The 21,485-nt window shown below is 72.6% G+C and carries 17 protein-coding genes; 5 read left to right on the forward strand and 12 right to left on the reverse strand.

What is annotated here, in order from left to right:
- The first annotated feature begins 21 nt into the window (after positions 1-21).
- Complete coding sequence (locus K4G22_RS26960; RefSeq protein ID WP_228083053.1) at positions 22-534, forward strand: DinB family protein; 513 nt, start codon at positions 22-24, stop codon at positions 532-534.
- On the opposite strand, the gene K4G22_RS26965 is transcribed toward K4G22_RS26960, so the two are convergent.
- From K4G22_RS26965 to K4G22_RS26990, 6 genes are read right to left on the reverse strand one after another with little or no spacing between them, the layout of a single operon-like run.
- Complete coding sequence (locus tag K4G22_RS26965; protein WP_228083054.1) at positions 525-1,367, reverse strand: class I SAM-dependent methyltransferase; 843 nt, start codon at positions 1,365-1,367, stop codon at positions 525-527. The genes K4G22_RS26960 and K4G22_RS26965 overlap by 10 nt on opposite strands.
- The gene (locus tag K4G22_RS26970) at positions 1,367-2,956 is read right to left on the reverse strand and encodes a class I adenylate-forming enzyme family protein (RefSeq protein ID WP_322785140.1); all 1,590 of its coding nucleotides are present in this window, start codon (positions 2,954-2,956) and stop codon (positions 1,367-1,369) included. Before K4G22_RS26970 ends, K4G22_RS26965 begins: the two co-directional genes overlap by 1 nt.
- Complete coding sequence (locus tag K4G22_RS26975; RefSeq protein WP_228083055.1) at positions 2,943-4,328, reverse strand: protoporphyrinogen/coproporphyrinogen oxidase; 1,386 nt, start codon at positions 4,326-4,328, stop codon at positions 2,943-2,945. Before K4G22_RS26975 ends, K4G22_RS26970 begins: the two co-directional genes overlap by 14 nt.
- Complete coding sequence (locus K4G22_RS26980; protein WP_228083056.1) at positions 4,325-5,308, reverse strand: UbiA family prenyltransferase; 984 nt, start codon at positions 5,306-5,308, stop codon at positions 4,325-4,327. Before K4G22_RS26980 ends, K4G22_RS26975 begins: the two co-directional genes overlap by 4 nt.
- Positions 5,305-6,489 carry a DegT/DnrJ/EryC1/StrS family aminotransferase gene (locus K4G22_RS26985; RefSeq protein ID WP_228083057.1) on the reverse strand — a complete coding sequence of 395 codons (1,185 nt, stop codon included), beginning with the start codon at positions 6,487-6,489 and terminating at the stop codon, positions 5,305-5,307. Before K4G22_RS26985 ends, K4G22_RS26980 begins: the two co-directional genes overlap by 4 nt.
- Positions 6,486-7,673: a DegT/DnrJ/EryC1/StrS family aminotransferase gene (locus tag K4G22_RS26990; RefSeq protein WP_228083058.1), complete on the reverse strand. Its 1,188-nt coding sequence runs from the start codon at positions 7,671-7,673 to the stop codon at positions 6,486-6,488. Before K4G22_RS26990 ends, K4G22_RS26985 begins: the two co-directional genes overlap by 4 nt.
- Positions 7,674-7,959: 286 nt before the next feature.
- Between K4G22_RS26990 and K4G22_RS26995 the strand changes: the two genes are divergently transcribed.
- On the forward strand, positions 7,960-8,907 hold the full coding sequence (locus K4G22_RS26995; RefSeq protein ID WP_228083059.1) for a Gfo/Idh/MocA family protein: 948 nt from the start codon (positions 7,960-7,962) through the stop codon (positions 8,905-8,907).
- 120 nt (positions 8,908-9,027) lie between these two features.
- On the opposite strand, the gene K4G22_RS27000 is transcribed toward K4G22_RS26995, so the two are convergent.
- The 3 genes from K4G22_RS27000 to K4G22_RS27010 form a co-directional block, all read right to left on the reverse strand.
- Positions 9,028-9,558, reverse strand: a complete 531-nt coding sequence (locus K4G22_RS27000; RefSeq protein ID WP_228083060.1) for an EF-hand domain-containing protein — start codon at positions 9,556-9,558, stop codon at positions 9,028-9,030.
- A gap of 230 nt (positions 9,559-9,788) precedes the next feature.
- The gene (locus K4G22_RS27005; RefSeq protein WP_228083061.1) at positions 9,789-11,051 is read right to left on the reverse strand and encodes a nucleotide sugar dehydrogenase; all 1,263 of its coding nucleotides are present in this window, start codon (positions 11,049-11,051) and stop codon (positions 9,789-9,791) included.
- A gap of 37 nt (positions 11,052-11,088) precedes the next feature.
- A complete protein-coding gene (locus K4G22_RS27010) occupies positions 11,089-11,388 on the reverse strand; it encodes a hypothetical protein (protein ID WP_228083062.1) in 300 nt (99 codons plus the stop codon).
- A gap of 323 nt (positions 11,389-11,711) precedes the next feature.
- Between K4G22_RS27010 and K4G22_RS27015 the strand changes: the two genes are divergently transcribed.
- Entirely contained in the window at positions 11,712-12,596 is an 885-nt protein-coding gene (locus K4G22_RS27015; protein WP_228083063.1) for a hypothetical protein, read from the forward strand.
- A gap of 76 nt (positions 12,597-12,672) precedes the next feature.
- Positions 12,673-13,383, forward strand: coding sequence for a hypothetical protein (locus tag K4G22_RS27020; RefSeq protein WP_228083064.1), 711 nt, complete (start codon positions 12,673-12,675; stop codon positions 13,381-13,383).
- Between the two features lie 10 nt (positions 13,384-13,393).
- Here the strand turns inward: K4G22_RS27020 and K4G22_RS27025 are convergent, their stop codons facing one another.
- Positions 13,394-16,234 carry an NACHT domain-containing protein gene (locus tag K4G22_RS27025; protein WP_228083065.1) on the reverse strand — a complete coding sequence of 947 codons (2,841 nt, stop codon included), beginning with the start codon at positions 16,232-16,234 and terminating at the stop codon, positions 13,394-13,396.
- 139 nt (positions 16,235-16,373) lie between these two features.
- Here K4G22_RS27025 and K4G22_RS27030 point away from each other — a divergent pair, with 139 nt between their 5' ends.
- Positions 16,374-16,583, forward strand: a complete 210-nt coding sequence (locus K4G22_RS27030; protein ID WP_228083066.1) for a hypothetical protein — start codon at positions 16,374-16,376, stop codon at positions 16,581-16,583.
- A 3-nt stretch (positions 16,584-16,586) separates the two neighbouring features.
- Here K4G22_RS27030 and K4G22_RS27035 read toward each other — a convergent pair whose 3' ends face one another.
- Together K4G22_RS27035 and K4G22_RS27040 are read right to left on the reverse strand one after the other, a co-directional pair.
- Positions 16,587-19,157 carry a polysaccharide lyase family 8 super-sandwich domain-containing protein gene (locus tag K4G22_RS27035; RefSeq protein WP_425336815.1) on the reverse strand — a complete coding sequence of 857 codons (2,571 nt, stop codon included), beginning with the start codon at positions 19,155-19,157 and terminating at the stop codon, positions 16,587-16,589.
- Positions 19,158-19,320: 163 nt separating this feature from the next.
- The gene (locus K4G22_RS27040) at positions 19,321-21,462 is read right to left on the reverse strand and encodes a WD40 repeat domain-containing protein (protein ID WP_228083068.1); all 2,142 of its coding nucleotides are present in this window, start codon (positions 21,460-21,462) and stop codon (positions 19,321-19,323) included.
- Positions 21,463-21,485 lie beyond the last annotated feature (23 nt).

Raw genomic sequence — 21,485 nt, forward strand, 5'->3', positions numbered from 1 at the left:
GGCCCCAGTAGGCTCACCCGGATGCCGGACCAACGGAGACGTCCACCCCTGGCCGCCGACGAACGCACCCAACTGCTCGGCTGGTTGGCGCTGCAACGCCAGATCGTGCGGCTCAAGTGCGAGGACCTGAGCGAGGCCGACGCGCACCGCTCCGTGCTGCCGTCCTCCCCGCTGATGACCGTGGCGGGACTGGTCCGCCATCTGCGCTGGGTCGAGCACGCCTGGTTCGAGGTGAAGTTCCTCGACCGCTCCGGCGCCGACAACCCGCAGTTCTCCGGCGTCAAGGACGACGGCATGCGGGCCGCCGGCATCCCGCTCGCCCACCTGCTCGACGACTACGCCCGCCAGTGCGCCGTCTCCGACGAGATCGTCGCGGCCCACTCCCTCGACGACGTCGGCCGCAACCGCGAGCGCGCCGAGGGGGACGCCAGCCTGCGCTGGATGCTGCTGCACATGCTGGAGGAGACCGCACGCCATGCCGGCCATCTGGACGCCATCCGCGAACTGATCGACGGGCGCACCGGCTACTGGTGAGGGCCCACGGCCGGCGTGCCCCCCTCGACGGGCGGACGCCGGCCCTGCACCGAGTAGAGGACGCTGGACGCCGCGCGGAACGACGGATCGTTCATCACGGCGCGCACCTCGGCGAGTTCCCCGTGCGTCATCCCGGCGGCCAGCAGCCGCTCCCTGAGGTGGTGGGTGTGGTGCACCTGGAGCCGCAGGCTCGCGGATTCGGGGGTGCGGAGCTCGATATGCGGGCGCGGGTCGATCTCGACGAGCCCGGCGTCGCGCATCGCCGAGGCCACCTGCCGGCCCCAGTGCGGATTGCCGCCGGCCGCGCGCATCACCGCCGCCTTGGCGGCCAGGAACTTCCGGTAGAGCCGCTCGGCCCGCACATCGGGGGTCAGCAGCGGCGGCTCGTAGGAGACGTCGAACTCGTCGATCTGGAGCCAGCCGCCCGGCGCCAGCGCCCCGACCAGCCGCTCCAGCACGGCCTGCCGGCCCGGCAGGTGCTGGAGCAGCAGCCGCACCACGATCAGGTCGAACCGGCCGGGCGGCATCGGGTCGTTGACGATGTCATGCGCCAGCGGCACCAGCCCGAGCCCCGTCAGATCGGGCGACGGGGCCAGATCGGTGGCGACCACCTCCCCCTCGGGGGCGACCCGCTCGGCCAGCCAGCGCGCCACGCTGCCGGCGCCGGCGCCCACGTCCAGACAGCGCCAGCCCCTGGTGACGCCGGTGGCGGCCAGCCGGGTCAGGGTGACCGGGTCGAAGGCGGCCGAGAGCCATCGGTGGTGCTCGCCGCTGTGCACCCGGTGCGGCTCGAAGACGTAGTGCGGGTCGGCCGCTCCCCGCACGTCGGCCATCACGTCCACCGCCCGGTGCCCGAGGTGTCGGAGCGGCCGGTCAGCCGCTCCAGCAGCGCGTGCCGGCGCACCTTCCCCGTGCCGGTGCGGGGCACCGCCGCCTCGGTCATCGCCACCGGCTCGTCCAGCGGTGGGAGGTCCTCGACGGCGCTCTTGAACGCCACCCCGTCCAGCGTCCCGTCGGCCGTGACCAGCACCGGCAGCGGGCGCCGGCCCGCCGGGGTGAGCAGCACGCACTCCCGCACCCACGGCAGCCGGCTCTCCAGCACGTCCTCCAGTTCGAGGCAGCTGACGCCGGGCACGTGATCCACCTCCCGGTCCAGCAGCCGCACCGCCCCCGACCGGTCGCGGACGGCGATGTCGCCCGTGTTCCACCAGGCGCCCCGCGCCTTCGCCCGCCAGCGTCCGACCTCCCCGACATAGGAGGGCGCGCGGGCCGCCGTCCTGACCAGGACCAGCCCGGGGCGGCCCGCCGGGAGCGGCGCGAACGTCGCCGGGTCCACCACCCGCAGCCTGGTCTTGAACGGCACCGGACGCCCCAGGTGCCTGGCGTCCGTCGCATCGGTGCGGCGCAGCCCGCGCCTGGTGTGGAAACGGAACGTCAAGGGTCCCGTCTCGGTCTGCCCCCAGCCCTGCATCCACACCGCGCCCCGACGCCCGGTGGCCCCCAGATAGGCGCGCAGGGTCGGCGGGTGCACCGCGTCATAGGTGCTGATGAAGAGCCGGACGCGACGGAACGGCTGGTCCAACCGGGCGGTCAGCGGGCGGAGTTCGGCGAAGGTGGCGGGCAGCGCCTCCAGCACGGTCGGCGGGTGGGCGCGCAGGAAGAGATCAGCCTCGTCGACGGTCTGGCGGGTGAGGATCGCGATCTCCCTGGGCGCCAGACAGAACACGCTGGCCGTCCAGCAGAACGTCCGGCCATGCGCGTAGGAGCTGGCGTTGACCACCGTGTCGTCCCGCCGGACGGCGATTTTCGGCAGCCGCACGGCCTCGGGGCGGGCCAGCTTGTGGATGATCGTCCGCGTCGAGTGCCCCACCAGCTTCGGCACACCGGTGGTGCCTGAGGTGTGGTGGATGACGAGAAGCTCGTCATCGCCCCGCCCCCTGGGCGCGGGCGCGGTGGAGCCGCGCACCTCGTCGACGGGGATCGCGCCCTCGATCGGCGCGTCCAGCACCACCGTGCGCTCGGCGAGCCCCGCCGGATCGAGCCCGGCCGCGCGCTCCCGCCGCAGCAGCGCGGCGGTGGTGACCAGCAGCCGCGGACTCAGCCGCGCCAGCAACACCATCAGCGGCTCGCCCGTCAGCCGCGCGGTCAGCTGCGCCGGCACGGCGCCGAGCCGGATGGCCGCGCAGGCCAGCAGGTCGTAGTCCCAGTGGTTGTCCTTGACGATCGCCACCAGGTGCCCGGGGCCGACGCCGGCGGCGGCCAGCCAGCCGGCCGTCTCCTCGACAAGCGTGGCGAGTTGGGCCAGGTCATAGCTGGTCCTGCGCTCCGTCGGCAGGTCGAAGGGACGGTCCAGATGGACCAGGGTGGCGCCACCCCGCTGGGCGCACTCGTCGAACAGCACCCCCATGTCATGCGGTCTCACGGCTGACTCCCCTCTCTCGTGTCCATGCCTCGGTGTTCTCCCGCGCGGCCTCGGCGCCCAGCCTGCTCAGCACCCGCGCGGCGGCCAGCGCCCCCGAGCGCACCGCGCCCTCGCTCGCCGGGCGCAGCATCACCCAGTCCCCGGCGTACTCGACGGGCCCGGGCGGACGGTCCTGGAAAGCGGCGCGCAGCCCCAGCGCCGCCGGCGTCGCCTCGGGCAGACCGTGGGCGAAGGCGTGCACCCTGGCCTCCAGCAGCGCCTCGGTCAGCCCCGGCACAAAGCGCTCCCCGGCCCGGGTGAGCCGGTGGACCACCTCGTCCGGCGGCGCGCCGAGCAGCGCCGGCACCTGCCGTGGGCTGGCGATCAGGCTCAGCAGCCCACGGCCGGCCGGCGCCCGCCCGGGGTGCTTGGCGTGGTCGACGACGATCCCGGCCAGGGTGTCCTCCTCGGCCTCCGGGGTGAGCAGCACATACAGCGCGCCCCGGGCACGCGGCGCCAGCGGCCGGCGCAGCGCGCAACTCACCTTGAGCACCGGCGTGAACGAGCAGGCGTCCAGGAACCGCCGCTCCTCGTCCGGGGCGTTGACGCAGAGCTGGAACGCCACCGGCGCCGGCACCGCCACCACCACGGCCCGCGCCGTCAACGTCCGCCCGCCGACGGTGAGTCGGGCCGTGTTCCCGTCGGCGACGATCTCCCGCACCGGGCTGCCGGTCGTCACGTCGAGCCGGGCGGCGAGGCGGCGGGCCAGGGTGTCCATGCCGTCCCGGTAGGTGCGCCAGGCCGACACCGGGCCCACCTCGCGCAGCAGGCTCACGGCCGGCCCCGCGGTGGATCTGGCGGTGTGCCAGCCGAAGAACGCGCCGGTCAGCGGCTGGAGCAGATAGTCGTGCAGGTCCGGGTGGTAGCGGCGGGCGAACTCGGCGACCGTCGCGGCGCCGAGCGGACCGCGCTCCGGGTGGTCGCAGTCCAGCAGGTCACCGGCCCGTGCCGTCCAGGCCAGGAAACGCGCCAGGTCGAGACGGGCCCGGGGGGCGAGCCCCGCGCCGGTGAGCACCGCGAGGGAACCGCCCACGCCGACATGCGCCCGGCCGTTCCGCCAGACGCCGACGCCACGGCCGATCCGTGGCACCTCGGCTGGCCGCAGCCCCGCGCGGCGCACCAACTGCCAGGTGGCGCGGTAGCCCTGGGCCGAGATCTGCTCGGCGCCCTCGTCGATGGTGAAGCCGTTCTGGCGCAGGCTGCGCATCCGGCCGCCCACCCGGTCCAGCGCCTCGAAGACCCGCACCTCGCGCCCGGCGCGCCGCAGCTCCGTGGCGGCGCTCAGACCGGCGATGCCGGCGCCAACCACCGCCACGTCCAGCTCCGTTCTCATCCCCAACCCCCCGCGCCGACCGCGACGTTGACCCCGATCAGCAGCGCGAACGACAGCCGGTGCACCGTGAAGCCAAGGGCCCGTGCCCGCATGATGTCGCCGCTCGCGAACCCGAGTCCGAACCCGATCGCGAACTGCCGCAGCCGCAGCGCGGTCACCGGCAGCATCGCCAGCACGAACCACCACGGCGCCACCCCGGTCAGCGACGCCACCGCGCCGACCAGGAACTCGCCGGCCGAAAGCAGCCCGATGAACACCGCGTTGCCCCGGGGCGAGACGGAGGCCGCCACGGTGCGCCGGCCGACGGACCGGTCGCCGGCGATGTCGTTGGTGTTGGAGTACACCCCGAACAACAGCGGGCCGCAGCCGAAGAGCACGCCCTGCACCAGTACGAAGCCGGAGAACTCGCCGGCGACCAGGGCGTAGGGCGCCACCACCAGACCGGCGCCGAGGCCGGCCAGGAAGATCTCCTGGAAGCCGTGGTAGCTGATCTTGACGCCGTAGGAGTACTGGAGGGCGACCACGAACAGCACCCCGATCAGGAGCAGCGCCCAGCCCGGCCGGTGCGGGGCGATCGCCACCCCCGCCGCCCAGAGCGCGGCGCCGGCCCCGGCGCAGCCCCATGCGAAGCGGTGTGCCTCCCGCAGCGTCAGCGTTCCGGCCACCAGGGGCTTGCGGAGCACGTTGCGCAACGGGTGGTCGGGGCCGTAGTTGGCCGCGTCGCTGCCGTCGTGGTAGCCGGTGATGTCGTCCAGGGCCACCATCGCCATCACGACGAGGACCTCGCCGAAGAGGAAGAGCGCCAGTGTGCCGGCGGCGTCGGCACCGAACCGCGCGAGTGGGAACATCGCGGCGGAGAGGGCCACCGCGATGCTCGGGTAGTAGTCGTAGACGTCCAGTTTGCCCAGCCGGGCATAGCTGCGGAGCTTGCTCTCCGGACGCTGCGCGACCCGGGGTGGGGCCGCGACGTGACGGGTCATGGGGTGGGTGCCTCCGGCATCTGCGAGCGGCGTGCCAACGGGTGGGAAACGGGCCGACGTGCGGTGAACTCCGTGACGCGATCGGCTACGTAATCGACCTGGTCATCGGTGAGGCCCGGGTGGAGCGGCAGGGAGACCAGCCGGGCGCTGGCCCGCTCGGCCCGGGGCCACCGCGCGCCGGGCGGTGCGTGGCGGGCGAACGCGGCATGCCGGGGCAGCGGGCGCGGATAGTAGACATGGGTCGCCACGCCCCGTTCCTGGAGGTAGCGCGACAGGGCATCCCGATTGTCGGCGAGCACGGTGTAGACATAGGCGCAGCGCCCCTCGTCGCCGCCCGGCGGCACCAGCACGCCGCGTTCCGCGAGCGGCGCCAGCCGCTCCGTGTAGCGGTCGGCGATGGCGGCGCGGCGCGCCAACCGGCCGGCCAGCCCTGCGAGTCGGTGCAGCTGGAAGCGGGCCTGGAGTTCGTCGAACCTGCTGTTCCAGCCGATCATCCGGTGGGTGAACCGCTCGCCGGCGCGCTGGCCGTGGTTGCGGAACATCCGCAGCAGCTCGGCGAGCCGGTCGTCGTCGGTGACCAGAGCGCCGCCCTCGCCCGGCATGCCGAAGGACTTGACCTGGACGAAGGAGAGGATCCCGATCTCCCCCCACCGGCCGGCGGGCCGGCCCTGGAGCACGGCGCCCTGGGCGACCGCCGAATCCTCCACCAGGCGCAGCCCCCGCCGCTTCGCCAGGTCGGCGAAGCGCGGCATGTCGGCCATCACGGAGAACAGATGCGCCGGCACCACCGCGCGGGTGCGCGGAGTGACGCGGGCCTCCGCGTCCTCGGGGTCCATGGTCAGGGTCAGCGGGTCCACGTCGGCGAAGACCGGGACCGCGTCCAGGGAGACGGCGGCGGCGGCCAGCGGGGCGCAGCCGAGCGCCGGCACCAGCACCTCGTCGCCGGCGCCGACGCCCACGGCGGCCAGGGCCATGGTGAGCGCGCTGGTGCCGCTGCCGCAGAGCACCACCTGCCCCGCGCCGAGACGGTCGGCCAGCTCGCGCTCCAACCGGGCGCTGAACTCACCGAGGATGAACCGCTGTTCGGGCGCGGTGCCGATCTCATGGATCAACCGCAGCGCCCTCTCGCGGTCCTCCTCGAAGAGACGCGGCGAGAAGAACGGGATGGACGGCTCGGTCATCGCCGACGCTCCTGGTAGAAGGCGGCGATCCGGTCGCAGACCAACTCCAGCTGCCGCTCGGTCAGATCGGGATAGAGCGGCAGTGCGACGGCGCGCCCGCTCGCCGCCTCGGCCACCGGGAATCGGCCGGGCCCGTATCCGAGTTCCGCGAAACAGGGCTGGAGATGCAGCGGAACCGGATAGTACGTCTCCGTGCCGATGCCCTCGTCGGCCAGCCGGGCCACGAGTTCGTCCCGCTCTTCCACCTCCACCAGATAGACGTAGAACACGCCACGGGAATCGTCACTCGTCGGGAAAGGCGCCGGCAGTCGGCGTACTTCGGGAATGGCGCGCAGGCGTTTCCCGTAGGCGGCGGCGAGTTCGGCGCGGCGGCGGATGGCGGCGTCGAGTTCGGGGAGTCTCGCCCGGAGCACCGCCGCCTGGAAGTCGTCCATCTTGCTGTTGACGCCCGGCAGCACGGTCTCCTCCGAGATGCCGGGAAAGTGCGCCAGGGTGCGCCCGAACCGGCCGTGGTGGCGCAGCGCGGCCACCGTCTGGGCCACCTCGGGGTCGTGGGTGAGCACGGCGCCCGCGTCGCCGATGGCGCCCAGCGTCTTGCTGGGGAAGAAGGAGAGCACCCCGCCCCGGCCGTGCAGCCCGGCGTGCTCGCCGCCCTGTCGCATGCCGATGGCCTCGGCGCTGTCCTCCACCACGGTCAGCCCGTGCGCGGCGGCGATCGAGCCGATCGCGGCCATGTCGGCCTGCTGGTGGAAGAGATGCGTCGGCATGACGAAGCGGCTGTCGCCGGTGATCTCGGCCCGCAGCGCCGCCGGGTCCATGGCGTAGCTGGCCGGGTCGATGTCCACGAACCTGGGGCGCCCGCCGGCGAGCACCACGGACGAGGCGGTGGCGACGAACGAGTAGGCGGGCACCAGCACCTCGTCCCCGGGCCGCAGACCGCAGGCCCGGAGCAGCAGCACCAGCGCGTCGGTGCCGCTGTTCACCCCGATGACGAAGCCGGCCCCCGTGTAGTCGGCCAACTCCCGCTCCAGCGCGGCCACCTGGGCGCCGTGGGAGAACTTGCCGTCGTCGAAGACCTCATGGATCCTGGCGGCCGTTCGGGGCCACTGCCGTTCGAACGAGGCGGCCTGGGAGAAGAACGGAACGCCTTCCCGTAACGCCTGTTCGGAATTCCGAAAAGCCAAGGAGAGCCCGCCAAGGGTGAGAGGAATAACGGGGATTGTTCGAGGCGGCGCCGCTTGGGCGCCCGGTCGCTTCCGGTTGTTTCTCACGACCGGCCTCAGTGGGCCCAAACCTATAGCGCTCGTTCCACCGCGCGCGCCCCACCCAGGGCGATTCACACTTTAAGGTATCAGCTGTTCGAATTACTTGACACTCTCCGGATTCGGCTGTGACAGTCGCCCGGACATGTGATCACCGGAGCGCATCTCGCCCAGTCGAAGCGGGAGTTGCCCTGGGAAAGGAACGACGTTGACCTCACCACGCCGCATCGGCGTCGCCGGTCTCGGCGCCACCGCCCGCTGCTATCTGGCGGCCGTCGAGGAACTGCCCCAGTGGGACCTGGTCGCCGTCTGCGACCAGGGGCCGCCCGCCGGCTCGCTCCCCCGGCACGTCGCCCACCACACCGGCCACCTGGCCATGCTGGCCGGGGCCGACCTCGACGCGCTGGTGGTAACCGGCCCCGCCGGCACCCACGCCGAGCTCTGCCGGGACGCGCTGCTGGCCGGCGTTCCCGTCTGCGTGGAGAAGCCGCTGGCGCTGAACCCCACCCAGGGACGGGAGTTGGCGGCGCTCGCCCAGGCCCGTGACCTCCCCCTGTTCACGGCCTTCCACCGGCGCTACAACGACCGGGTACGCGCGCTGCTGCGTCGGCTGCCGGTCGAGGTGCCGGTGCGGTCCGTCGTCGTCCGCTATCTGGAGCGGATCGAGGAGCAGGTCGGCGACGACACCTGGCAGCTCGACCCGGCGCACCGCGGCGGCGGCTGTGTGGCCGACAACGGGCCGCACGCCTTCGATCTGGTCCGTCAACTCCTGGGCCAGGTAAGGGTGGTGGACGCCCGGGTGGTCAGGGACGGGCGGGGCGTGGACCGGCTGGCCACCGTCTGGCTGACCGCGGCCATGGGCGCCGAGGCGCGGGTGGAGCTGGACTGGTCCCACCCGGGGGAGACCAAGGACGTGGCCGTCCTGCTGGCCGACGGCACGGAGATCCACGCCGACATGCTGGCGGACCACCCGGGCTTCAGGGCCTCGCTGCGCCACGAGTACCGGGGCCTGCTCACGGAGTTCGCCGAGGTGGTCGCCGCCGGCCGGCCGGCGCACCGGGACGGGCTGAGCGCCCTGGAGCTGGTCGCCGACACCTATGACCTGGAGCGCGCCGAGCGCTTCCACCACCTCGACTGGCGCGCCGCGGCGAGCTGAGGCCCTCCACGCGAAATCCCCGACCGTTCGGCCGGGTGCCACCTGGACGGTCGGGGACGCGATGGACGGCGGAGGCGGGGCGGCGGCCGTGAAGGCCGCCGCCCCGCCCGTTGGGAACGCTCAGCCGAGCAGTTCCACGTCCAGCTGGCCGAAGTGGTACTGACGGATCGCGGCGAGCAGCTCCTCCTGGGAGAGCTCACCATCGCCGTTGGTGTCCACCTGCTGGAACGCGTCCTTCGCGGACGTGGTGTCCAGGCCGAGCGCGGTCAGCCAGGACTGGAACTCCTCGCCGTTGATCTGGCCGTCGTCGTTCTTGTCGCACAGACCGACGAGGCCGCTGACCACCGGGCCGAGGGCGCGGTTGAACGCGGCCTCGCCCTGGTTGTAGATCAGGTCGCCGGCGGCCTTCTCGAACTCCTCGCGGGAGAGCGAGGAGGCGGAGCCCTCGGTCGCCGCGGCGAGGTAGTCGAACAGCGCGTGGAACGCGTCCCGCAGGGCCGCCACCTCGGGAGCGTCGGACGGCTTGCCGAAGGAGCGAGCGATCCGCGCGGCCTCCTGCTCGAAGTCCTCGCGCTCAAGCAGACCGTTGCGGTCGAAGTCCCACTTGTCGAAGCGCTTGCTCAGCCGAGTGTCAACAACCGGGTTGGCCATGGCTCATCTCCTGGATGTGTTGGTGTTGTTGGGCGTGCGCGGTGCTGACCGCGCCACGCGTGGCTCGCGCGTCGCGGGTGGTGCGGATGGTGCGGATGGTGCGCGGCCGGGCCGGGAGGCCCGCGCCGTCCTGGGGGCTTCGCGCGCGGTGGCGCGCACCCGTGCCAGGGCTGGGGGCCGGACGCGCTCGGGGAGCGGGTCCGGGATGGGTGGGGCCGAGTGCCGAACGGTCAGAGCAGCGTCACGCGCGCGCCGGCCGTCTTGCCCCTGGTGTCCAGCAACGCGCAGGGCGCCTGGACGAGTTGATGGGCCGGATAGGCGGAGTGGTCCTGGAGCAGAATGGCCAGATCGGCCCGGGCGAGCGCCTCGGTCAGCTCTGTCTCCCTGGGCACGGGCACCCCGTCGGAGTCGAACTCGGCGACCAGCGGGTCGTGATAGGCCACCTCGGCGCCGGCCTGCCGCAGTATCCGCGCGACGGGGAAGGCGGGCGACTCCCTGACATCGGCCACGTCGGGCTTGTAGGAGACGCCCAGCAGCAGCACCCGGGAGCCGGCCAACGTCCGGCCCGTCCCGCGCAGCACGTCGGCCGCCCGCTCCACCACGCGTTCCGGCATCGCGGATATCACCCGGCGCGCGGCGGCCAGCAGTTGGAAGGTGAACCCGTCCTCGGCGGCCCGCGCGTCGAGGTAGTGCGGATCGACCGGCACGCAGTGCCCGCCGACCCCGGGGCCTGGCTGGAACGCCGCGTACCCGAACGGCTTGGTGCCCGCGCAGTGCAGCACGTCCCAGACGTCGATTTCCGCCTTCTCGCAGTAGCGGGCCACCTCGTTCACCAACGCGATATTCACATACCGATAGGTGTTCTCCAGGAGTTTCGCCATTTCCGCTTCTCTGGTGCCGACGGACAACACCAGACGATCGACGAGGCGTTGATAGAAGGCTGTGGCGTGTTTCAGGCAGAGCGGAGTGAAACCACTCACGATTTTGGGAGTGTTGTGAAGACGGTAGACCGTGTTGCCCGGGTCGATGCGCTCGGGGGAGTAGGCAAGGTGGAAATCCTCGCCCGCGCGCAGCCCGCTCTCCCTTTCGAGGATTTCACGCAACAGCGTGTCGGTGGTGCCCGGATGGCTCGTCGATTCGAGCACCACCAGGGTGCCGGGCCGCAGCGCGGCGCCGACGGCGTGCCCCGCGGCCCGCAGGGCGGAGAGGTCGGGCCGGCCGAGGTGGTCGAGGCCGGTGGGCACGCAGATGACGACCGTGTCGCACCGCCCGAGCGCCGAACCGTCGACCGTGGCCGTGAAGCCGCGCTCCCGCATGGCGGCCACGGCCGCTGACGGCACGTCCCCGACATGGGAGCGGCCCGCGTTGAGGCCGGCCACCACCTCGGGAGAGACGTCGTACCCCACGGTCCCGATGCCGACCTCGCACGCCCGCCTGGCCAGCGGCAGGCCCACATAGCCAAGGCCAACCACCGCCAGCGTCTCCCTGGTCACCCCGGTGCACTTCCTCTCCGTCGAGCCGGTCGATCGATCAGGCGGAGAAGCTGCCGGTGCCGGGGGCCACGTGCGAGCCGTAGCCGGGCTCGACGGTCAGGCTCGGGGTCAGGCAGAACGGGTCGCCGTAGCCCCGGACGGGCGCGTCGGTGTTGTTGGTCAGCACATGCGCGTCCAGCGGGAGCTTCTGACAGCCCGCCGGGTCCTGGTACGTGGTGACCGGGGAGAGTTCGGTGCTGAAGACCGAGACCTCACCGGTGGCGGCATGGGCGGGAAGCGTGAAAACGGCCGCGGAGAGACAGAGAGCACCCGTAACCGAAAAGAGAGTCGAACGCACAGATCAGCTCCTGCTGCGAAATGAATGGCTAACGGGATTATTTCTGATCCGGGGCGGCGTTCTCGACGATCCGGGGGAAAAGAGCCCACACGGGCGACGGTCGGCACGGATGTACTACCGGCGCGTTCCGCTTCGCCCTCTTCTCCCTTTCCGCGTACGGGAGTTGACGTTTGCTCCGAGTTCCGCGCGGGGTGCCTTCAGGTGGCCTCGCGCGCCGGCGCGCAATGCTCCCGTTTCGTCACAGTGTGGCCGGTGAATGTGTGCCGGGCGTCCGGGATTGCTAGCCTGCCCCGAGCGAACAGGTGCACGACACGGGGGACGAGATGAGCCATATGCAGGGCTATCCGGGGCCGGCGGGCGCGCCGGGGCCACACCATCCGGGGCAGGGGCCAGGGACGGCGGACCAGGGGCGGCGCCTCGGCATTCTGGCGCTGGTCGTCGTCGTGCTGGTGGCCCTCTCCTTCGGACTGGCCAAGGCCACCGGGGCGGACGCCAGGGACAACGGCGCCTCCGGCGGCCAGATGCCCGACATGGGGGGCATGGACGACTACGGGGACATCGGGGACTTCGGCGGTGGCGAACTTGACCTCGACGGGATACCCGACCCGGGGGACTTGGGCGATCCGGACGATCTGGGCCTCGACACCGGCGGCGGCGACCTCGGCGGCTCGGGCGGCACCGGAGGCCAGCCGCCGACCGACAACCCCACGCCCGATCCGACCGACCCCACCATGGACCTGTACCAGCAGGTCAGCGCCGGTAACTGCCTGGGAAACTGGATGGTCAACGAGACCGACTGGGCCAGCACCAACCCTGAGATGGTCGACTGCTCGGCGGACAACGCCGGGGTCTGGGTCTCCCAGACCAGCGGATCGGTCAGCGACTGCCCCGTCGACGCCGGCCGTTCCTACCTCTCCTACAGCTTCAACGGGGAGACCGTGGCGCTCTGCGTCACCCGGCAGTTCGAGATCGGCCAGTGCTTCCTGGGGATGTCGGACGGCAGCGGCAACCTGATGAGCTGGGTGGACTGCCAGGGCGGCACCGTGCCCTCGCCCTACAGCCAGAAGTTCAACGTGATCGCGGTCTACGCGGCACCGTCCAACCCGACGGGCAACGAGTGCTCGTCGGACGCGGGGAACCAGCAGTACTACTGGTGGACGATGGACGGCGACTCGACGCTGCTCTGCGCCGTCACCTACAGCGGGTGAGCGGGATGGGCCCGGCCCACGCGGACACGCCGTCGGCACAGGACCGGCCGTCGGCACAGGATCAATGGGGGAAAGCATGAGTCAGCCCTGGCAACAACCACAACCACCGGGACCGCCCGGCCAGCCCTCGGGCCCCGGCTACGGCTATCCGCAGCAACCCCAGGCTCCACAGCCCGGCTACGGCTACCCGCAGGCGCCGCAGGCACCACAGCCTGGGTACGGCTACCCGCAGGGCCCGCCGGGCCCCGGGATGCCGGGCCCGCCCTTCCCGCCGCCGCCCCCGAAGCGCGGCAACGCGGGCGGGGCCGTCGCCCTGGTCATCGGCCTCACCGTGGTGCTCCTCTTCGTCTACGGGTTCGTCACCGGCATGGTGGTGGACCTGGAAGACCTGATCAGGGAGGCCATGGAGAACGGCGACCCGGAGATCGACGTCGCCCAACTCACCTGGCTGGCGCCGCTGATCGGCGCGCTGATCGGCCTGCCGGCGGCGAAGCTGGCCCCCGGACAGGTGGGGGTCTACTGGGTCGCGGCCGTGGGCGCCCTGGTGGCCATGCTGCTCGGTGAGACCTTCGCCTCGGCCGTCCTGGCCTCGGAGGCGACGGACGGCGCCAAGAGCGCCTTCGAGTTCTTCTTCGAGGACTTCTCCGACATCTTCGAGAGCTGGACGGAGAACAGCAACGGCTTCACCTGGCCGCTGATGGCGCTCGCCCCGGCCACCGCGGCCTTCACCGGCTACTTCGTCGGCGGCACCAACAAGCCCCAGGCCCCGCCCGGCGCCTGGCGGTAGGCCGCGCACCTCAGGCGAACGTGACGGCGTCGGGCGGAAAGTGCCCGGCGCCGTCGACGTTTCCACCGCCCGTCACATGGATCCTGAGATCCGGCAGGTCACGCAGCGGCCGGAGGTCCACGAGCACGCCCGGATGGGTGACGATCACCAGCCGGCTGAGCCGGGGGAAGGCGACGCGCACCGCCCCCAGGTCGACGGTCAGGCGCGTGTTGAGCGTCAACCGGGTGACCTGCGGCAGCTCCGGGCGCTCGGCCAGCAGTCCGATGGCCTCGCTGCCCTGGAGCCGGAGATGACGGAGCGCCGGCAGCTCGGCCAGCTCCTGGATCGCGGTGACCGTGGTGCCCAGCGTGACGCGGCCCAACGTGGGCCACCGGCCGATGCCGGCGAGTGAGACACCGCGCCCGATGCCCCGGTGCAGGGCCAGCTCGGTCAACGGAGCCTCGATCGCCAGGCTGCCGATCCTGGCCCCCGCCAGCGAGGTGTGGAGCGCCAACTCCCGCAGGGTGCCCACCCGGGCCAGCCCGGCGGGAGCGCGCGACGCGCAGGAGACCAGCGTCAACGAGCGGATCGCGCTGTCGGCCAGCGGGCTCAGGTCCTCCACCGCCGGGCAGCGGCGGAGGTTGAGCGAGTCCAGCCTCGGCAGCCGGCTCACCCAGTTCAGCGAGCGCAGCGTGTCGTTGTCCAGGATGTCCAGCCGGACGAGATGGTCAGGGGTCAGCGCGGCGATCAGCGCCGAGGCGGAGAAGTCGCCCCTCAGGGTGATGCCGGCGATCCGCGACAACTGGCGCAGCACGGCCAGCTGTTCCGGCGTGGAGACCAGCACGTGGTCAAGCGCCGGCAGATGGGCCAGCACCTCCCTGGCGTAGTCCCCGGGGTCGAACTGGTCCCAGGCGTCCTGGAGTTCCCTGCGCACCTGCCAGCGCTCGTCCGTGCGGAACCGCTTCATCAGCGGCAGCGCCGCGTCACCGCCGATCAGCCCGGCGGCGTGCACCACCGCCTCAGCCTCGTTGAGCTGTAGCCCTCCGGGGCCGGGCAGCAGATCGAGGATCAGCGGCCCCACCTCGGCCAACTCCCTTGCCCGCTCCCTGTCCTGCGGCGGCAGAAGCCGCGCCGCGTGCCGTTCGACCGTGGATCGGACGTGCGGGGAGACCTCCTCGGCGTGGGTCAGACAGGCCGCGGCCAGCAGCTGGAGGCGGGTGCGGTGGGCCCGCTCCTCGATGCCGCGTTCGATCAGGCCGAGCAGCAGCGTGGCGCACTCGTCGGGGCGGGCCTGGGCCACCGCCATCCGCAGCACGTCCTCCCACTGCGGATCGTGACCGTGGCCGACCAACAGCGGCAGGTCCATGCCCTGAAGCGCGGCCCTGGCGCCCAGATAGTCCTGGAAGGTGCGGTGCACGAAGTCGACCGCATCGGTGGCGGGCGCGCGCAACAGGCCGCTGCGGGCCAGCAGATGCTCCAGGATCTGCTCGGCCGACCCCTGCTCGGCGACCTTGGGCATCGATGGCAGGGCGTCCCGGAGCAGGGCCAGCGCGACCGAGCGGTGCAACTCCGTCTGGCCGTTGCGGATCAGCCAGTACGCCAGCCGTTGCAGCAGCTTGAGGCTGGCGTCCCGGCTGAGCACGATCCCCTCGGGCGCCTGGATATCGCGCTCGCTGTCCCGTCGGACCAGCAACATGGAGAGCGCCGCCTCGTACAACTCCATCCGGCTGTCCGGCAGATGGCCACGCCGATCGCGGTGCAGCGCGCACAGCAGGGCGGAGAGCAGCGGCGTGGAGGCGAGCCGGGTGAAGTCCCGCTGGGCCCGCAACGTGTCGGTCAACTGGTCCCGCAGCTGGCCGAGATGACCCCGCTCGTCCGGATCGTCGGTGCCGGCGATCGCCGCCGCGTGCCAGCGGGCGACAAAGACCATGACGTCCCGGACACTCATCGGACGCACCGTCAGCGGGGCGAGGCCGACGTCGGCCAGCCAGCCCTCGGGAACGGCCGAGGGGCGGGTGGTCACCGCGACCGACGCGTCCGGATAGGCCGCCAGCAGCTCCCGCAGCCACTCCTCCGTCTCGCCGCGCCGCTCCTGCGGCACCTCGTCCAGACCGTCGATCAACACCAACGCGCGGCCAGCGGCCAGCAGTTGGTGGGCCCACCCCTCGGGCTGCCGATCGGCCAGCGGGCAGCCGACCGCCGCCAGAAAGCCGCCTGGCGCCGGCAGCGGACCGCGACGGACCAGGGTCCGCAGCGGCAGCAGAAACGGCACCCGGTCCCGCAGATGGCGCAGCTCGTCGGGGAGTTCGGCGCGCGCCGACGAGACGGTCAGCCACTGCAACAGCGTCGTCTTGCCGCTGCCGGCCAACCCCCTTACCAGCACCCGGTGATGGCCGGCCAGCGCGCGCTCGGCCCGTTCGATCCTGGTCTCCGTCGTCGGCGCGCCACGGCTGGCGACCTCCCAGGGCGCCGTCCGCGCCGGCACCGCGAACTCCAGACTCAGATACGCCGTGTCCAGCGGCCAACGGGCCCGACCACGGTGCGTCAGATCCAGGCCCACCACGGACAACTGCCCGTGCCTGCGCCCCAGATAGGAACGGTAGTCGTCCTCGAACGACGCCTTCGCCGGGCGGGCGCGCGGCGGCGCGGCCTGGTCGCGCAGGTCCAGCAGCGGCGCCGGATCGGTGCCCAGCGCCTTGGCCAACCTGATCACGGTTGCCTCGGTGGGCAGATGCGCGCCGTTCAACGCGTGGCTGACCGTGGTGTGGCCCAGACCGGCGCGCAGCTCAAGACCCGACATGCCGAGCCCGCGTTCCAGCTGGCGCCGCCGCAGCCGTGCCTTCAACTCCGCCAGGGCCTGCTCCGGCGTCACCAAGCCACCTTTCGCCGTGTCGCCGCTCAGGGACCCGTCCATCTTCGTTCAGCGCGCACGCGAGTGTACGCCGAACACGCCATCTTCCTTGCACAGATGGTCCGTTGACCGTCGTCGCCGCCGGAGGAGAGACCCCGAGATGTCCCCGACCACCACCCTCGCCATGCTGCTGCTCGCCCTGCTCGCCATCCTGCCGCTCGCGCTGCTGACCGCCGCCGCCACCGCCGTGCTCGCGCGGTGGGACGGCGCGAGCTGGCCGGCCGCCGCGCTCCGGGCCGGCCGCGCCTTCGGCGCCGCCCTCACCGTGCTCACGGCCGTCGCGACCCTGGCCGTGACGGTGCTGCGCTGACGCTCAGCGCAGCCGAGCGACCAGACTGCGGCCGTACACCTGACGCGTGCGCACCTCGACGCGGGTGCCGCCGGCGACCCGGCGCACCCGGACCCCCTCGTCCGTCTCCACCGCCCGCAGCCGGCGCCCGCGCAGGGTGACCGCGATCTCGTCCCGCTGGGTCGTCGGATCGGCGACGGCCAGCGAGACGCCGCCGTCCGGCGTCTCGCGCACCAGCACGGACGCCGCGCCCTCGACGATCAGCCGCTCGGCGCGATGGACGCCGGGGGTGAAGGTGTTGACGGCCAGCAGCCCGAGGCCCGCGTGGAGCACGGCCTGGATCCGCTCGTTGTTGTGCGGCACCGTCACCTCGCCGCCGGCGTAGCCGGCCAGCCGCTCCTCGGTGGCGTGCGGGACCAGGGCGCAGGCGACCGAACCCGGCGCGTGCGCGCCGGCCGGCCTCCGCGCCACCAGCGAGAAGACCCGCTTGGTCACCTCCGTGTCCGGGTTGGCGACCCGCACCACCCGGCGGCTGCGGGTCACCGTCTCCAACGAGACGTCCGCCCGTGCCCCGTCCAGGAAGACATAGCCGATCGCCGTGGACTGCTCGGCGTTGACATAGCGCAGCCAGGCGGGCGGCCTTCCCGAGCCGGGTGACCACTCCCGCCCGTCGGCCAGCCGACCGGTCAGCTCCACGGTGTCCGTCGGCGCGGCGATCCGGCTGTCCAGGGTGGTGGTCACCGCGCGCCCCGCCCGGTCGCGCACCCCGGCGGCCAACAGCACGATCTCGTCGTCGAACATGAACCAGGAGCGAATCGCCTCGGCGTTGCGGTAGGCGACGAAGTCGTCGGGCAGCAGCCCCTCCCGCTGCGCCTGGTACGCCACGTCGTCGGACTGTGCCATGCCGACCGCGCCATAGCCGTCCAGGCTGGCCCCGCCCGAGTAGGAACGGGTGCCGCGCGGAAAGTAGACATAGGTGTTCTGTGACTCGGACGAGGAGGTGAACCCCACCTCCGGGTTGTCGTACCAGAGCTCCCCATACAGCTCGGGAACCGTCTCCCTTGACTCGACCGGCGCTGTGACACCTGCCAGTCGATAGGGCGACACGGTGGTGAAGTAGTCCACACCGAACACCTGCGTCTGGTCCTGCCCCGACAGATAGAGGTAGTGCGCGCCGTCGCCCTGGAACCAGGGCATCAGGTTCTCGCCGCTCATGTACTCGTACTTGCTGATCCGGTCCGAACTCCTGGCCAGCGCGAAGGCGTATCCGGGCCGCCGGTGCACCGTGCGGTCCATCGCGTTGAACGGCACGTTCCGCTCGGCCGGGCCCAGATCCTCCGCCGGCGCCGAGTCGTCCGCCAGGATGTCGGCGAACCTGGCGACGCTCACCGGCGAGACGAAGCCCGCCGGGTCGAGCGCCACCGGCGAGGTCTCCCGCAGATGCCGGACATAGCCGCGGAGCGCGGTCGCCTCCGCCTCGTCCTCGACGGCCGCCGACAGGTCGACGGCGGCCTCGACCACGGCGGCCGTCGCGGCGTAGCCGCTGGCGGTGCGGGACACCGCCCGCCCCCTGACCAGCTCCATCATCCAGCCCTCGAAGATCAGCGGCGCGAACCCGTTCACCATCCAGCCGCGCACCACGCCCACCAGCGCCTCGTGCGCCACATAGCCCGTGCCGTCCAGGATCCTGAACGACTGGGTGGCCCGGGCCAGCAACGAGGTGCCGTAGGAGCCGGTGTAGGCGACGGACGCGTGTTGCAGAAACGAACCGTCCGCGTAGAAGCCGTCGGTGACGCCGTGCCGCAGCGCATAGGGGTCGATCGGGTCGAAGACCGTCCCCAGGTCGCTGACGGCCTTGACGATCCGCGCCTCGTCGCCGAGCACCGCGCCCTGGAGGACCCGGTTGACGGTGATGTCGGCGAGGTTGGCGCCGGTGTGGAACCGCGAGTCGAGGTCGACGTCGCCGTCCTTCCCGTTGCGCAGATAGGCGTCCATCGAGGCCACATAGGTGGCCGGCAACTCGGGCGCGTGCGCGTCCAGTCGCTCGCGCAGCAGCACCAGCGTGCGGCTGACGGAGGTCGGCACGCCGATCTCCCAGTTGAACCAGTTGCCGTAGTAACCGGCCTCAAGATCGCCGAAGTACCGTTCGTGCAACCAGCCGAGTGCGTCGATCACCTGCCGCTGCACCGTCGCGTTGTCACGAAGGTCCGACGGCACCTCGCCGGGGGCGCGGGTCGCCAGCGCGATCTCGTAGAGGTGCAGATAGCTGGCGTGCAGATTGGCGTCACTGGTACCCAGGGGCAGCCCGTCGAACAGCTCGTCGGGTCCGGCCGTCTCCAGCGCGGCCAGCCAGGTCCGCGCGGTGCTCTCGATCGCGGCCAGCTTCTGCGCGACCTCGGGCCGCGCATTGGACTCGGGAGTGCCGGCGAACGTCGCCAACATGTTGGCCATCAGCCGCCCGAATCCCTCCTCCGCCCCGAGTGGCGAGGCGGGCCGACCCACCGAACGCGCCCAGGCAGGCGCCGAGTTGGCAAGAACGGTCGCGGCGGGAACGGCCGGGACGAGCGACAGCAGAGCACGACGGGAGAGCGGCAAGGGACACTCCAACGGCTGGTGGGACGTCCGTGGCATCCAACCAAGCGGATGGTCGGCTGTCACTAGATCGGACGGCAGCCGCCGCCGAAGGAACCGACGCTCCTCCGACCGCTGAGGGAAGCGCGATCGACCACGGAACGACGCCGGGGCGCCACCCCGTGGGTCAACTCCGGCCCGCGCCGGCCGGCTCGACCAGGCGCGAGAGGTCGCACCGCCAGGCGGTGACCGCATCGTCGCCCGCGCCGACCAGCAGCCCGTCGAAGCTGAGCGCGAGTGCGGTCACCTCGTGGTGGGGACGGAACGACAGCGCGCCGTCCCCCGGCAGGCCGAGCAGCTCCACAAGGCCGTTCGCCCAGGAGACCGCAACCACCGCACCGAGCGAGGTGTGTGCGGCGACCAGCGCCATCGGCACCGACGCGCGGCCCAGCAGCGGCACGCTCGACGGCGCCTCGGGCGGCCCCCACAGCAGCACCCGCCCGTCGGCCACCGCGCCGACCACCAGGACCCGTCCGTTGCCCAGCCGCAGACAGTCCACGGCCGTCACCGGCACCTCGGCGAGCCGCACGGACCACTGCCGGGCACCCCGCTCATACACCGTGACCCGACCCGACTCGTCACCACACACCAGCAGTCGCCCCGCCGGATCGCCGCCGAGGCAACTCACCGCACGCTGCCCGGCGTTCAGCACGTCGAAGGGCACCGGCGTCGGCGCCTCGCCGCCCGACCCGACCAGCCGCACCGTGCCCCCGTCGCTCAGCACGGCCCACGCACCGCCGCCGAGGGCGACCAGCCCCGCGACGGGGGCGCGCGCGTCATGCACGATCCGGCCCTCGGGGGCACCGGTCGCGACGTCCAACCGCCGCAGCTGGCCCAGCGGATCGGCCGCGACCAGCCTCGGCGGCGCGTCCGCCGAGGGAACGTCCAGGGCGAGCGCCCGCACCGCGCCCGGCCAGCGTTCCCCCTTCGCCGGCCCGCTGGCCACGGTCACCCGCCGCCGCACCCGGGACCACCGGGCCAGGACCGGATGGCCCTCGGCCGCCGGGGCGAGCAGCCCCGCCAGACGCGGCGCCCGCGCCAGCGCCCCGGCGTGCAGGATCGCGGCCCGCTCGGCGAGCCCCTCGCCCGCCAGGGCGAGCGCCGGCCCGACCGCGCGCCACACCGCCCGCAGGGCAGGCGGGGCCGGCAGCCCGGGGCGATCCAGCAGCCCAGCGATGTCCGAGACCGAACCATGAACGAGGAACCCCGGATCGCTCAGCAGCCGCGCCGCCGCATCCTCGGTCGCGGCATGCCCGGCGATGTGGTCACGCACATAGCGCGGCGCGTCCGCCCAGTTGGCTATACCCCGCGCGTTCGTCGGCACCAGTGAGAGCAGCGCGTCAAAGACATCCAACTCCGTCTCGGCGAGGGCGCGTTCGACCAACGCCGGCGAGGCGAGATGGAACGGGCCCGCGCCCAACACCCCGGCCGCCGCAGAGACATCCGCGTCCTCCCGGTGCGCTGCGGCATGCACCGCGCGCCAGACCTCCAGGTCGACGCGCCCCCGCAACCGCGCCAGGGTGCCCAACCCCCGCCGCACCGCGCCGTCCTGGCTCTCCCACCAGGCCCCGGGGATCGCCCGGTCGATCCCCTCACCCGCCGCCGGCGCCGCCGAGAGCCCGGCCGCCAACCGCCCCAACACCGGATGCGGATACGGCACGTCGGCCGGCACCGGCGGCGGGCCACCGGGGGCAAGCCCCGCGTACCAGTCCGCGTAGCCCTCCGGGTCGGTGAACCGGGGATCGTCCAGGTCGATCACGGTCGCCTCCCTACTGAACTCGCTGGCCGCGACCGATCCCACCTCGGCGACGACCCGCACCCAGGGCTGCCGCAGCAACGGCTCCACCAGCTCCGGCACCAGCCGAAAACCGGTCCTGTGCTCCCTGGCCTCCGCCCGGTGCAGATCGGCGAACCCGATCAACAGCGGACGCCTGTCCCCTGCGGCACGGGCCAACAGCTCGGGTAACGTCCGTGCGTCCCAGTCGAGTTGCCGCGCCAGCTCCCACAGCACGGCGGTCGGCGTCAACCCGGCCGCCGGCACCACGGCATTGACCCGAACCGCGGCATGGCCCGCGCCGTGCGCGGCGAACCACGCCAGCAGATGACTCTTCCCCGCCCCCCGCGCACCGCCGACCACACAGAGCCGCGGCGCGTCCCCCCGCCCGGCCCACCCCAACAACGCCCGCCCCGCGACCCCACGCCCGGCCCCCAACGACGGCCAGTCGCCGAGGACATCGGATCCTGACGCGGACTCTGGCGGAGCCGCCATGGGAAACTCCTTCGATTCGGGCG

The sequence above is a fragment of the Streptomyces profundus genome (assembly GCF_020740535.1).
GTDB classification, from domain to species: domain Bacteria; phylum Actinomycetota; class Actinomycetes; order Streptomycetales; family Streptomycetaceae; genus Streptomyces; species Streptomyces profundus.

Bases quoted from the DNA above. Each gene is read 5' to 3' on its own strand.
- K4G22_RS27015 (WP_228083063.1), top strand. From the start codon at position 11,712: ATGAGCCATATGCAGGGCTATCCGGGGCCGGCGGGCGCGCCGGGGCCA.
- K4G22_RS26985 (WP_228083057.1), bottom strand. From the start codon at position 6,489: ATGACCGAGCCGTCCATCCCGTTCTTCTCGCCGCGTCTCTTCGAGGAG.
- K4G22_RS27040 (WP_228083068.1), bottom strand. From the start codon at position 21,462: ATGGCGGCTCCGCCAGAGTCCGCGTCAGGATCCGATGTCCTCGGCGAC.
- K4G22_RS26965 (WP_228083054.1), bottom strand. From the start codon at position 1,367: ATGGCCGACGTGCGGGGAGCGGCCGACCCGCACTACGTCTTCGAGCCG.
- K4G22_RS27020 (WP_228083064.1), top strand. From the start codon at position 12,673: ATGAGTCAGCCCTGGCAACAACCACAACCACCGGGACCGCCCGGCCAG.
- K4G22_RS27030 (WP_228083066.1), top strand. From the start codon at position 16,374: ATGTCCCCGACCACCACCCTCGCCATGCTGCTGCTCGCCCTGCTCGCC.
- K4G22_RS27000 (WP_228083060.1), bottom strand. From the start codon at position 9,558: ATGGCCAACCCGGTTGTTGACACTCGGCTGAGCAAGCGCTTCGACAAG.
- K4G22_RS26975 (WP_228083055.1), bottom strand. From the start codon at position 4,328: ATGAGAACGGAGCTGGACGTGGCGGTGGTTGGCGCCGGCATCGCCGGT.
- K4G22_RS26980 (WP_228083056.1), bottom strand. From the start codon at position 5,308: ATGACCCGTCACGTCGCGGCCCCACCCCGGGTCGCGCAGCGTCCGGAG.
- K4G22_RS26960 (WP_228083053.1), top strand. From the start codon at position 22: ATGCCGGACCAACGGAGACGTCCACCCCTGGCCGCCGACGAACGCACC.